11 protein-coding genes are annotated in these 12,949 nt (G+C 60.7%); 1 reads left to right on the forward strand and 10 read right to left on the reverse strand.

Annotated features, from left to right (window positions below):
- Nucleotides 1-4: 4 nt before the first annotated feature.
- Both ACK3BK_RS16835 and ACK3BK_RS16840 read right to left on the reverse strand, forming a co-directional pair.
- Complete coding sequence (locus tag ACK3BK_RS16835) at nucleotides 5-463, reverse strand: PaaI family thioesterase (RefSeq protein ID WP_186666227.1); 459 nt, start codon at nucleotides 461-463, stop codon at nucleotides 5-7.
- The gene (locus ACK3BK_RS16840; RefSeq protein WP_186666228.1) at nucleotides 460-936 is read right to left on the reverse strand and encodes a PaaI family thioesterase; all 477 of its coding nucleotides are present in this window, start codon (nucleotides 934-936) and stop codon (nucleotides 460-462) included. Before ACK3BK_RS16840 ends, ACK3BK_RS16835 begins: the two co-directional genes overlap by 4 nt.
- A 155-nt stretch (nucleotides 937-1,091) precedes the next feature.
- Here ACK3BK_RS16840 and ACK3BK_RS16845 point away from each other — a divergent pair, with 155 nt between their 5' ends.
- On the forward strand, nucleotides 1,092-1,367 hold the full coding sequence (locus ACK3BK_RS16845; protein WP_054894248.1) for a hypothetical protein: 276 nt from the start codon (nucleotides 1,092-1,094) through the stop codon (nucleotides 1,365-1,367).
- An 82-nt stretch (nucleotides 1,368-1,449) separates the two neighbouring features.
- On the opposite strand, the gene ACK3BK_RS16850 is transcribed toward ACK3BK_RS16845, so the two are convergent.
- The 8 genes from ACK3BK_RS16850 to ACK3BK_RS16885 all read right to left on the reverse strand — a co-directional run bounded on the left by ACK3BK_RS16850 (nucleotide 1,450) and on the right by ACK3BK_RS16885 (nucleotide 12,944).
- Nucleotides 1,450-2,199: a DUF599 domain-containing protein gene (locus ACK3BK_RS16850; protein ID WP_186707981.1), complete on the reverse strand. Its 750-nt coding sequence runs from the start codon at nucleotides 2,197-2,199 to the stop codon at nucleotides 1,450-1,452.
- Between the two features lie 246 nt (nucleotides 2,200-2,445).
- Nucleotides 2,446-3,759: a branched-chain amino acid transport system II carrier protein gene (gene brnQ / locus ACK3BK_RS16855; RefSeq protein ID WP_411382931.1), complete on the reverse strand. Its 1,314-nt coding sequence runs from the start codon at nucleotides 3,757-3,759 to the stop codon at nucleotides 2,446-2,448.
- A gap of 388 nt (nucleotides 3,760-4,147) precedes the next feature.
- Nucleotides 4,148-5,032: a succinate--CoA ligase subunit alpha gene (sucD, locus tag ACK3BK_RS16860; protein WP_016393102.1), complete on the reverse strand. Its 885-nt coding sequence runs from the start codon at nucleotides 5,030-5,032 to the stop codon at nucleotides 4,148-4,150.
- A complete protein-coding gene (sucC, locus tag ACK3BK_RS16865) occupies nucleotides 5,032-6,198 on the reverse strand; it encodes an ADP-forming succinate--CoA ligase subunit beta (protein ID WP_011534748.1) in 1,167 nt (388 codons plus the stop codon). Before sucC ends, sucD begins: the two co-directional genes overlap by 1 nt.
- A gap of 170 nt (nucleotides 6,199-6,368) precedes the next feature.
- Nucleotides 6,369-7,805, reverse strand: a complete 1,437-nt coding sequence (lpdA, locus tag ACK3BK_RS16870; RefSeq protein WP_054894251.1) for a dihydrolipoyl dehydrogenase — start codon at nucleotides 7,803-7,805, stop codon at nucleotides 6,369-6,371.
- Nucleotides 7,806-7,900: 95 nt separating this feature from the next.
- The gene (odhB, locus tag ACK3BK_RS16875) at nucleotides 7,901-9,121 is read right to left on the reverse strand and encodes a 2-oxoglutarate dehydrogenase complex dihydrolipoyllysine-residue succinyltransferase (RefSeq protein ID WP_186666231.1); all 1,221 of its coding nucleotides are present in this window, start codon (nucleotides 9,119-9,121) and stop codon (nucleotides 7,901-7,903) included.
- A gap of 42 nt (nucleotides 9,122-9,163) precedes the next feature.
- Nucleotides 9,164-11,995 carry a 2-oxoglutarate dehydrogenase E1 component gene (locus ACK3BK_RS16880; protein WP_186666232.1) on the reverse strand — a complete coding sequence of 944 codons (2,832 nt, stop codon included), beginning with the start codon at nucleotides 11,993-11,995 and terminating at the stop codon, nucleotides 9,164-9,166.
- Between the two features lie 244 nt (nucleotides 11,996-12,239).
- The gene (locus ACK3BK_RS16885; RefSeq protein ID WP_012315348.1) at nucleotides 12,240-12,944 is read right to left on the reverse strand and encodes a succinate dehydrogenase iron-sulfur subunit; all 705 of its coding nucleotides are present in this window, start codon (nucleotides 12,942-12,944) and stop codon (nucleotides 12,240-12,242) included.
- Nucleotides 12,945-12,949: the final 5 nt, after the last annotated feature.

Below are 12,949 nucleotides of genomic sequence, written 5' to 3' on the forward strand. Positions count from 1 at the left end.
CCGACTATTTCAAGGGCTTATGCGGTTCGATCTTGAAATGCGCCCGAGCGGTGGCGATGGGCGAGTCGCGATCGCCTTGCCAGGCGGTGATCGCCACGTTGGTCACTCGACGGCCTTGGCGCCATAGCTGGCACTGGGCATAAGTGTCGCGGTAGTGCCCGGCGCGCAGGTAGTCGATGGAGAAGTCGATGATCTTGGGAATACTGAGGCTTTCGCTGAAGATCAACAAATAGAGCGCCGCCGAAAGCTCCATGAAACCTGCAATGACACCTCCATGGATGGCCGGCAGCAAGGGGTTGCCGATGTTGTCCTGATTGGCCGGCAGGCGGAACAGCAGGTCATCGCCCTGGCGCTCGCATTCGATGCCGATAAGCGCGGCGTAGGGAATCAGCGCCAGCAACGGCGCATAGTCGCCGCGGGCATGGGCCTGAATCAGCTGCTTGCGAACATCCTCGGGAATCATGCCCTGCCCTCCTTGAGGCCGCTGCCGAAACGGATACCACCTCGGGCCTCCTGCCCAAGACGCATGAAGGTGCCGACCACCTGACAGATCGGCTGAGCAGGGTCGTCCTGATAGGCCGTACCGCGGGTGAAGATCACATCACGGGTGACGCGATAACATTGGGCATGGCCATGGATGTCCTTGCCAGGCTGCGCAGGATGCATGTAGTCGATACGCAGGTCCAGGGTCGGGCAGACTTCGAACTGCGGCAGTACACAAAGGGTGGCCATGCCGCAGGTGGTGTCCATCAGCGTGGTCAGCACGCCGCCATGGACGGCGCCAGTCTGTGGATTGCCAACGATCGCTTCCGACCAGGGCAGTATCAGGGTCATGCCCTCGGCATCAGCGTGATGGACACGCATCTGCAACACCTGGCAATGCCTTAGCGCTGAAAGAAAACGTCCAGCCATCGCCATCAAGGCCGTCTCACTCATGGTCCGCGTACTCCTTGCCGACTCGACATTTCACAAACCCTGGGAAAAGTCGATATAGAACGGGGTGTTATATATCTGCAACCTGCGTTGAACTTATGGCTGGCGGATGGACTCGAAGGTTTCAAGTAAGTTATTCCACCAAGGAGAAACACCCCATGCGTAAACCTTTTGCTTTTGCTCTGATGCTGGCCGCTGCCATGGGCCTGGCTGCTTGCGACAAGGCGAGCGAAGACAAAGCCCAGGACGCACAGCAACATGCCGAGCAAGCCCAGGAGAAGATGGGCGAGGCTCAGGATAAAGTGAACGAGGCCGCCAAGGAAAACGCCGAAGCCGCCAAAGATCAGGCCGAAGCGCAGCAGAAAGCCGCCGAGGAAGCCCAGCCTTCCACCCCGGCGCCTTCCACTGCTCCGGCCGAACCTGCCAAGCAGTAATTATGCTGAACGGAAAAACCCGACTTGCGTCGGGTTTTTTTGTACCTGCAATTAACTGATGAAACGCTTCAGTCAGCGTTGATCAATTCATATTCACCGAAGTGTCCTTGCCCGCTTCACTCTGCACACTTTCGGTGGGAGTGAAGACCATCACTTCCAGTACATGGGAGTGGAACTCCCGTCGGTACAGAATGAATACGACACCGATACTCAGCAGCATGAACATCCACGGGCTGACGAACCAACTCAGCATGGCCATGCCGAAATAGTAAGAACGCAATCCAAGGTTGAACTGGTTGGCCGCCAGCGACAGTACCCGCGCCGCCCGCGAGGCGAAGGCCTTGCGCTCAAGCTCGCTGACCTGCCGCTCACCAATCATCGGCGCCGACCCCACCAGCACCGCAGCGAAATTGTATTGGCGCATGCACCAGCTGAAGGTGAAGAAGGCATAGACGAACACCAGCGCCAGGCACAGCAGCTTGATCTCCGACATCCCCTGCGAGGCCTGCTGCACCAGCGGCAGGTCGGCTAACAGCGACAGCGCACGATCGGAGGCGCCGAGCACGGTGAGGATGCCTGCCAGGATGATCAGAGTGCTCGAGGCAAAAAAAGACGCGTTGCGCTCCAGGTTGCCGATCACGCTGGCGTCGGCGATGCGGTTGTCGCGCAGCAGCATGCGACGCATCCAATCTTCCCGGTAGAGATGCAGGACGCTGGCCAGGCACGCAGTGTCGCGCCCCTTCCAGGTGGCGTAGCGGGTGTAGCCGCCCCAGCACAGCGCAAACCAGGCGACGGCCAGCAGGTTGTGGAGATTGCTTTGGATGAAGGTCATGCAGGGTTTCCGTAAGGCGGGGCATAAAGAGATTGGCCTGCGGATTCGACGCTGGCTATCGATGAAAGGCACACTGAGGTTGTGAAAACCATCTTGCCAGGGCGGGCCTGTTCGCGGGCAAGCCCGCTCCTACAGAAACAGTAGCCAGCAAAAAGCCCCGCATCCTTTCGGATACGGGGCTTCGGGTTCAAACATCCAGCAAGTGCCAATAGGCTTGTGGCCAGCACCTGCTGCAGGCTTCACCCATCAGGCCAGCGCCTCGCGTGGCTTGCCGAGCAGACGATCACAGACCACCGCGGCGGCCAGGGCGATCACCGAAGGCACCAGCCAGGCCAGGCCCTGCTCGCTCAGCGGCAAGTGCGCCACCGCGTCCGGCAGGATGTGCGCCAGGCCGCTGCCCTTGATCGCATCGACCATGCCGAACAGCAGCGAAACGAGCATGACCGGCGCGAGAATGCGTACCGGCGAGTTCCACAGGTCCTTCACGAAGCTCAGGCCCACGACCACGATGCAAGGCGGGTAGATGGCGGTCAGCACCGGGATCGAGAACATGATCAGCTTGGTCAGGCCCAGGTTCGAGATCAGCAGCGAGAAGCCCGCCAGGATCACCACCAGGGCACGGTACGACAGCGGCAGGATCTGGCTGAAGTACTCGGCACAGGCACAGGTCAGGCCCACGGCAGTGACCAGGCAGGCCAGCGCGATCAGCACGGCCAGGAAACCACTGCCCAGCGAGCCGAAGGTGTGCTGCACGTAGGCATGCAGAACCGCAGCACCGTTGCTCGCGTTCGCAGCGATCTCATGGCTGCCGGCGCCGAGGCGGAACAGGCTGATGTACACCAGCGCCAGGCCGACACCGGCGATCAGACCGGCGATGATGGCGTAGCGAGTGATCAGCTTGGGCGACTCCACACCGCGCGAACGGATGGCGTTGACGATGACGATGCCGAACACCAGGGCACCGAGGGTATCCATGGTCAGGTAGCCATTGATGAAGCCTTGGGAGAACGGAGCTGCGACGTAAGCCGGCTGCGCGTCACCAATCGAGCCCGCTGGCAGCGCGAAGGCAGCAATGCCGAGCACCGCCAGGGCGATGATCTTCAGCGGTGCCAGGAAGCGACCGACGGTATCGAGCAGCTTGCCCGGATACATCGACACGGCCAGCACCACAGCGAAGTACACCAGGCTGTAGATGAACAGCGCCAGCGGGCTTTCACCGGTCAGTGGCGCCACACCCACCTCGAACGAAACGGTGGCGGTGCGCGGGGTAGCGAACAGCGGGCCGACCGAGAGGTAGCAGACTGCCGCCAACAGGCCGCCGAAGAACTTGCCGATCGGGCTGCTCAGGGCATCCATCCCGCCACCGACCTTCGCCAGGGCAACCACGGTAATGACTGGCAGACCCACGGCGGTGACCAGGAAGCCCAGCGCCGCCATCCACACGTGCGGACCGGACTGCAGGCCAACGATAGGCGGGAAGATGATATTGCCCGCACCGACGAAAAGCGCGAACGTCATAAAGCCAAGCGCCAGGATATCCTGGCCTTTTAACACTTTCATTTAAGGAAGTACCACACTGCTGAAATCGGGATTCGAGAAGGGATTTCCACATGGATGAGGGAAATGCTGCCCGGCTTGATGAGCCAGACCCGTTTAGCGTGTCGTTCCCTTTTGGGGTACGGGCACAGAGTGAGCGCGTAGGTTACAGAATTTGCCGGGCAAACGCACTGCAATGGTGCTGGTTGTCCGATGTGCGTATGTGTTTGTCGTCTGCGTGACCGAGGATGGCTGGATTATCCTCGGATTGAAACCATCGTCTGCTGGAAAAATCCTATGGGCCCGATCGAATAATCTGAGTTGTCATTTCCGGGCCCATCGCAGGACGACCCAGAACGACAAAGGCCACCCGAAGGTGGCCTTTGTGCGCGTGGGGGGTATAGCGTGTTACTTACTTCTTGGCTTCCCAGCCAGTCAGCTCGGCCAGGGCCTTGCCGATGTCAGCCAGGGAACGCACGGTCTTCACGCCAGCGTCCTGCAGTGCAGCGAATTTCTCGTCTGCAGTGCCTTTACCGCCGGAGATGATGGCGCCAGCGTGGCCCATACGCTTGCCCGCAGGAGCGGTAACACCAGCGATGTAGGAAACGACAGGCTTGGTGACGTTGGCCTTGATGTAGGCAGCAGCTTCTTCTTCAGCCGAACCGCCGATCTCACCGATCATGACGATCGCTTCGGTCTTCGGGTCTTCCTGGAACAGCTTCAGGATGTCGATGAAGTTGGAGCCTGGGATCGGGTCGCCGCCGATGCCGACGCAGGTCGATTGGCCGAAGCCGGCGTCGGTGGTCTGCTTGACCGCTTCGTAGGTCAGGGTGCCGGAACGGGAAACGATACCGACCTTGCCTGGCAAGTGGATGTGGCCTGGCATGATGCCGATCTTGCACTCGCCCGGAGTGATGACGCCTGGGCAGTTAGGGCCGATCAGGGTGACACCCAGCTCGTCGCACTTGACCTTGGCGTCCAGCATGTCGAGGGTAGGAATACCTTCGGTGATGCAGACGATCAGCTTGATGCCGCCGAAGGCCGCTTCCAGGATCGAGTCCTTGCAGAACGGAGCCGGAACGTAGATGACCGAAGCGTCAGCGCCGGTAGCTTCCACAGCTTCCTTGACGGTGTTGAACACCGGCAGGCCCAGGTGGGTGGTGCCACCCTTGCCTGGGGTGACGCCGCCGACCATCTTGGTGCCGTAGGCGATGGCTTGTTCGGAGTGGAAAGTACCCTGCGAGCCGGTGAAGCCCTGGCAGATGACTTTGGTGTCTTTATTGATCAGGACGCTCATTACTTGCCCTCCGCAGCTTTGACAACTTGTTGAGCAGCGTCGGTCAGGCTGGTTGCCGCAATGATGTTCAAACCGCTTTCTGCCAGTACTTTAGCGCCCAGTTCGGCGTTGTTGCCTTCGAGGCGGACAACGACCGGTACTTTCACGCCGACTTCTTTCACTGCACCGATGATGCCTTCGGCAATCATGTCGCAACGAACGATACCACCGAAGATGTTGACCAGAACGGCCGCGACATTGCTGTCGGACAGGATGATCTTGAACGCTTCGGTAACGCGTTCCTTGGTAGCACCACCACCAACGTCGAGGAAGTTGGCTGGCTTGCCGCCGTGCAGGTTGACGATGTCCATGGTACCCATGGCCAGACCGGCACCGTTGACCATGCAGCCGATGTTGCCTTCCAGCGCTACGTAGTTCAGTTCGAACTTGGCAGCGTGGGCTTCACGGGCGTCGTCCTGGGACGGGTCGTGGAAGGTCTTCAGCTTAGGCTGACGGTACATGGCGTTGGCGTCGATGTTGATCTTGGCATCGAGGCAGTGCAGGTCGCCGTCGGCCTTGATCACCAGCGGGTTCACTTCCAGCAGGGCCAGGTCATGGTCCTTGAACAGCTTGGCCAGACCTACGAAGATCTTGGCGAACTGTTGTACTTGCTTGCCTTCCAGGCCCAGCTGGAAAGCCAGCTCGCGACCCTGGAACGGCTGAGCGCCGACCAGCGGGTCGATGGTAGCCTTGAGGATCTTCTCAGGAGTTTCGTGAGCGACTTTCTCGATGTCCACGCCACCTTCGGTGGAAGCCATGAACACGATACGACGGCTCGAACGATCCACTACAGCGCCCAGGTACAGCTCTTTGGCGATGTCAGTGCAGGATTCGACCAGGATCTTGGAGACTGGTTGACCGTTGGCGTCAGTCTGGTAGGTCACCAGATTCTTGCCCAACCACTGCGCAGCGAACGCCTTGGCGTCTTCCTTGCTGCGAACCAGCTTGACGCCGCCCGCCTTACCGCGACCACCAGCGTGGACCTGGGCTTTTACAACCCACTCGGAACCGCCGATCTTGTCGCAGGCTTCTGCGGCTTGCTCAGGGGTATCGACAGCGAAACCCTTGGAAACTGGCAGGCCGTACTCAGCGAACAGCTGTTTACCCTGATACTCGTGAAGATTCATGCTTTTTACCGTCTTCGTTAGGTACTGCGCTTCGGCGCTGCGCTGTTTCCAGAGCCGCGCCACCTGTGACCGTTAACCCCGGATTTTTCCGGTGGCCCGGTCCGGCGGACATTCCGCGGTGGATCTTGCACGCAAGACCCACGACGGGCAGCCCGCCGTGGTTTTTATAATTAACGCTTCTTACGGTTGGCCACGTGAATGGCACCGCCATTCACAGCCAGCGCTGCTTCATGCAACGCTTCGGACAGGGTCGGATGGCTGAAGACCATCATGCCCAGGTCCTCGGCACTGGTGCCGAATTCCATTGCGATCGCGCCTTGCTGAACCAGCTCGGCAGCCGATGGGCCGATCACGTGAACACCCAGGACGCGGTCGGTCTTGGCATCGGCGATGACCTTGACGAAGCCACCGGTGTCGTTGGCAGCCATCGCACGGCCGCTGGCCGCGAACGGGAAGGTGCCCACGTTAACCTCAACGCCTTCGGCTTTCAATGCTTGTTCGGTCTTGCCGACCCAGGCGATTTCCGGGTGGGTGTAGATAACCGAAGGGATCAGGTCGTAGTTCATCTGAGCCTTGTGGCCCTTGATGCGCTCGACGACCATGATGCCCTCTTCCGAGGCCTTGTGTGCCAGCATCATGCCGCGAACTACGTCGCCGATGGCGTAGACGCCCGGCACGCTGGTGGCGCAGTAGTCGTCGACGAAGATGTAGCCACGCTCGTCGATGTTCACACCGCTATCGGCAGCCAGCAGATCGGTGGTCACAGGACGACGGCCGACCGCAACGATCAGCTTGTCGAAGACGATCTTCTGCTCGCCTTCGGCGTTGGTGTAGGTCACTTCGACTTCGTCGCCGTTGACTTTCGAGCCGGTGACGCGCGCGCCCAGCTTGATGTCCAGGCCTTGCTTGGTCAGGGTCTTCTGAGCTTCTTTCGACACGGCGGTGTCGGCAGCCATCAGGAAGGTGTCCAGCGCTTCCAGCACGGTCACTTCAGCACCCAGGCGAGCCCAGACCGAGCCCAGCTCCAGGCCGATGACGCCAGCGCCGATCACGCCCAGGCGCTTGGGTACCGATTGGAATTCCAGGGCGCCGGTGGAGTCGACGATCACATTCTGGTCGACCGGAGCCGGCGGAATGTCGATCGGACGCGAGCCGGAGGCCAGGATCACGTTCTCGGCTTCGATGACTTCGGTGGTACCGTCAGCCTTGGTGACTTCGACTTTCTTGCCAGCCAGCAGCTTGCCGTGGCCCTGGATCGAAGTAACGCCGTTGGCCTTGAACAGGGTGGCAACGCCACCGGTCAGGTTCTTGACGATGCCGGCCTTGCGACCAACCATCGCGGCGACGTCCATCTTCACTTCGCCAGTGGAGATGCCGTGGACGTTGAAGCTCTCTTTTGCTTCCTTGTATTTCCAGGAGCTGTCCAGCAGCGCCTTGGAAGGAATGCAACCTACGTTCAGGCAGGTGCCGCCCAGGGCCAGCTTGCCCTCGGCGTCGGTGTACTTCTCGATACAGGCAGTCTTCAGACCAAGTTGGGCAGCCTTGATGGCAGCAACATAGCCGCCAGGACCCGCACCAATCACCACTACGTCGAATTTCTGGGTCATAAAAGATTCCTTATCAGCTTCAAGCTACAAGCCGCACGCGGCAAGGCGACCTGCTCCGGTCGGGAGCCTGTCGCCTGCAGCGTGCAGCTGCGTGATTAGATGTCCAGCAGCAGACGGGACGGATCTTCCAGCAGGTTCTTGATGGTCACCAGGAAGGTTACCGCTTCCTTGCCGTCGATCAGGCGGTGGTCATAGGACAGCGCCAGGTACATCATCGGGCGAATGACCACTTGGCCATTGATCGCCATCGGACGCTGGATGATGTTGTGCATACCCAGGATCGCGGCCTGCGGCGGGTTGACGATCGGGGTCGACATCATCGAACCGAAGGTACCACCGTTGGTGATGGTGAAGGTACCGCCGGTCATCTCTTCGATCGACAGCTTGCCGTCACGGGCCTTCTTGCCGAAGGTGGCGATGCCGTTCTCGATCTCGGCCAGCGACATCGACTCGGCATTGCGCAGCACCGGTACCACCAGGCCACGGTCGCTGGAGACGGCAACGCCGACGTCCGCGTAGCCATGGTAAACGATGTCGTTGCCATCGATCGAAGCGTTGACTGCCGGGAAGCGCTTCAGCGCCTCGGTGGCGGCCTTGACGAAGAACGACATGAAGCCCAGGCGTACGCCGTTGTGGGTCTTCTCGAACAGGTCCTTGTACTTCGAACGCAGGGCCATGACTTCGGTCATGTCGACTTCGTTGAAGGTAGTCAGCATGGCCATGCTCGACTGGGCTTCGACCAGACGCTCAGCGATCTTGGCGCGCAGACGGGTCATCGGCACACGCTTCTCGGTGCGATCGCCAGCAGCGACGACAACCGGAGCAGCGGCAGCGGCAGCCGGCTTGGCAGCAGGTGCGGCAGGGGCCGACTTCTTGTTGGCGACTGCAGCCACCACGTCTTCCTTGGTGATACGACCGCCTTTGCCTGTACCGGAAACGGTGGCCAGGTCGATACCGTTCTCTTCGGCCAGTTTGCGCGCGGCAGGCGCGGCAACCGGGTCGTCCTCACCTGCATCGGCGGCGGCGGCCGGAGCGGCAGCCGGAGCAGCGGCAGCAGCAGGCGCAGCAGCAGCGGCGCCACCTTCAACGATCGAACCCAGGACTTCGTCGGACAGGACGGTGTCGCCCTCGCCCTTGACGATGTCGCCCAGCACGCCATCAGCGGTGGCCAGAACTTCCAGGACGACCTTGTCGGTCTCGATGTCGACGATCAGCTCGTCACGCTTGACGGCTTCGCCCGGCTTCTTGTGCCAGGTGGCAACGGTGCCATCGGCAACCGATTCCGGGAAGGTTGGGGCTTTGATCTCGATAGCCATTATCAGTGTTTCCTTAAATTCGGTTTCAGGTGCGCGAAGGCGTTAGACAGTGAACGCGTCTTGCAGCAGTTTTTCCTGCTGCTCGGCGTGCTTCGATGCGTAACCACAGGCTGGCGCGGCAGAAGCGTCGCGACCGGCGTATTCCAGGACCAGCGCCTTGTTGTGGCGGCCCAGGATACGGCGCATGTGATGCTGGCTGCTGTACCAGGCACCCTGGTTCATCGGCTCTTCCTGACACCACACTGCATGCTTGAGGTTGGTGTAAGGCGCCAGGATCTCGACCAGGTCGTCCTCAGGGAACGGATACAGCTGCTCGATACGCACGATGGCGATGTCTTCGCGGCCTTCGGCACGACGTTTTTCCAGCAGGTCGTAGTAGACCTTGCCGCTGCACAGCACCAGGCGCTCGACCTTGGCCGGATCGATGGCATCGATTTCCGGGATCACGGTCTGGAACGAGCCTTCTGCCAGATCTTCCAGCGTCGAGATGGCCAGCTTGTGGCGCAGCAGCGACTTTGGCGTCAGCACGATCAGCGGCTTGCGCAGCGGGCGGATGACCTGACGACGCAGCAGGTGGTAGATCTGCGCCGGCGTGGTCGGCACGCACACCTGGATGTTGTGCTCGGCGCACAGCTGCAGGTAACGCTCCAGACGGGCCGAGGAGTGCTCGGGGCCCTGGCCTTCGTAGCCGTGCGGCAGCAGCATGGTCAGGCCGCACAGACGACCCCACTTGTGCTCGCCGCTGGTGATGAACTGGTCGATCACCACCTGCGCACCGTTGGCGAAGTCACCGAACTGGGCTTCCCAGATCACCAGCGCATTCGGCGTGGTGGTGGAGTAGCCGTATTCGAAGGCCAGTACGGCTTCTTCCGACAGGTAGGAGTCGTACAGTTCGAACTTCGGCTGGCCTGGGAACAGGTTCTTCAGCGGAACGTAGGTGCTGGCGTCCTTCTGGTTGTGCAGCACCGCGTGACGGTGCGAGAAGGTGCCACGGCCGATGTCCTGGCCGGTCATGCGGATAGGGTGACCTTCGAACTGCAGGGTGGCGTAGGCCATGGTCTCTGCATAACCCCAGTTGATCGGCAAGCCACCGGCCTGCATCTTCTGACGGTCTTCGTAGATCTTGGCGACCTGGCGCTGGACGACGAAACCTTCTGGCAGCTCGAGCAGCTTGGCCGACAGTTCCTGAAGGGTCTTGAGGTCGAAGCGCGTGTCGTGACGCGCAGTCCAGGCATGGCCCAGGTACGGACGCCAGTCGACGAACAGCTCGCGATTCGGCTCCTTGACCAGACTCTTGACCACGTGCAGGCCGTTGTCCAGCGCGTTGCGGTATTCGTCGATCTTGGCCTGGGCGCGCTCGGCGTCGATGCGACCGGCTTGAATCAGCGCGTCGGCGTACAGCTCACGGGTGGTGCGCTGCTTGGTGATCTGCTGGTACATCAGCGGCTGGGTGCCGTTCGGTTCGTCGGCCTCGTTGTGGCCGCGACGACGGTAGCAGACCAGGTCGATCACCACGTCACGCTTGAACTGCATGCGGTAGTCGATGGCCAGTTGTGTCACGAACAGCACAGCTTCCGGATCGTCGCCGTTCACGTGCAGGATCGGCGCCTGGATCATCTTGGCCACGTCGGTGGCGTACTCGGTGGAGCGCGCGTCCAGCGGGTTGCTGATGGTGAAGCCGACCTGGTTGTTGATCACGATGTGCACGGTACCGCCGGTCTTGAAACCGCGGGTCTGCGACATCTGGAAGGTTTCCATGACCACGCCCTGGCCTGCGAAGGCCGCGTCGCCGTGGATCGAGATCGGCAGGACCTTGTCGCCAACGGTGTCGTTGCGGCGGTCCTGGCGGGCACGAACCGAACCCTCTACCACTGGCGAGACGATTTCCAGGTGGGACGGGTTGAACGCCATTGCCAGGTGGACTTCACCACCAGGGGTCATGACGTTGCTGGAGAAGCCTTGGTGATACTTCACGTCACCGGAGCCCAGCTCGTTCATCTTCTTGCCTTCGAACTCGTCGAACAGCTCGCGCGGGTTCTTGCCGAAGGTGTTGACGAGCACGTTCAGACGGCCACGGTGGGCCATGCCGATCACGACTTCCTTGGTGCCGTAGGAGCCGGAACGCTGAATCATTTCGTCCAGCATCGGAATCAGGCTTTCGCCGCCTTCCAGACCGAAGCGCTTGGTACCCGGGTACTTGGTGCCCAGGTATTTTTCCAGGCCTTCGCCCGCGGTAACGCGCTCGAGCAGGTGAGTCTGCACGTCAACGGAGAAGTCAGGACGGCCACGAACGCTTTCGAGGCGCTGCTGGAACCAGCTGCGTTGCTCGGAATCGACGATGTGGGTGAACTCGGCGCCAATGGTGCGACAATATGTCTTCTGCAGCGCCTCGAAGATTTCGCGTAGGCTCGCTTCCTCTTTGCCGATGAACAGGTCGCCGGCACGGAAGGTCGTATCAAGGTCGGCATTGGTCAAGCCGTAGTGATTGATCGACAGGTCTACGGGCGCAGGGCGCTGCCACAACCCCAACGGGTCGAGCTGGGCAGCCTGATGGCCGCGCATACGATAGGCCTGGATCAGTCGCAGCACTTCAACCTGCTTCTTCTCGTGTTCACTGCTCACGCTCCCGGCGGAAACCGGTTGGGCGCGGCGCTGGTTCTTTGCCAGCAGTACGAAATGGTCGCGGATCGTAGAGTGCGATACGTCGGTAGCGGTGCTGCCGTCGGCGGGCAACTTCTGGAAGTAGGTGCGCCACTCTTCTGGCACAGCGTTAGGGTCGTGCAGGTAGAGCTCGTAGAGCTCTTCCACATATGCAGCGTTACCACCTGAAAGGTGGGCGCTTTCCCACATGCGCTGCATCACGCTTTCTTGCATGCTTGGTCACCCTCGGTTAGGGGACGGATCGGCAAGAGCCACGCAAACCTGGAAAAGTCCGAACACAGCGACTAACCACGCCACCTGGATCCTGCAGATTTTCCGGGTACCAGCCCGGAAGCCCCTGCTGGTCTCATATCTTCATAGGTAATGAGCGCGGGCTTTTTGGGCCCTTGCTCGGGTTTTACCTCGGCGCGGGCTCACCACCCGCGCTTCGGCTTACTGCTGGTGCAACATTTTCGAATCAGGTGCCGCTTTGCAGCAGCATGTTACGTACGTGGCCGATCGCCTTGGTCGGGTTCAGACCCTTCGGGCAGACGTTCACGCAGTTCATGATCCCGCGGCAGCGGAATACGCTGAACGGGTCATCCAGCGACGCCAGACGCTCTTGCGTCTTGGTGTCACGGCTGTCGGCCAGGAAACGATAGGCCTGCAGCAACGCGGCGGGGCCCAGGAACTTGTCCGGGTTCCACCAGAACGATGGGCAGGAGGTCGAGCAGCAAGCGCACAGGATGCACTCGTACAGACCGTCCAACTTGTCGCGATCTTCCGGCGACTGCAGACGCTCGATGGCCGGAGCCGGAGTGTCGTTCTGCAGGAATGGCTTCACCTTCTCGTACTGCTTGTAGAAGATGCTCATATCGACGACCAGGTCACGAATGACTGGCAAACCTGGCAGCGGACGCAGGACCAGCTTGTTGCCCTTGACCACACCCGACAGCGGGGTGATGCAGGCCAGGCCGTTCTTGCCGTTCATGTTCATGCCATCGGAACCGCAAACGCCTTCACGGCAGGAGCGACGGTACGAGAAGCCCTCGTCCTTCTCCTTGATCAGTGCCAGTACGTCCAGCACCATCAGGTCCTTGCCACCGGTATCGACGTCGAACGACTCCATCTTGGGCGCCGAGTCGGTGTCCGGGTTGTAACGATAAACTTCGACTTTCAACATAGCGG

This window comes from Pseudomonas sp. L7, from assembly GCF_046605565.1.
GTDB classification, from domain to species: domain Bacteria; phylum Pseudomonadota; class Gammaproteobacteria; order Pseudomonadales; family Pseudomonadaceae; genus Aquipseudomonas; species Aquipseudomonas wayambapalatensis.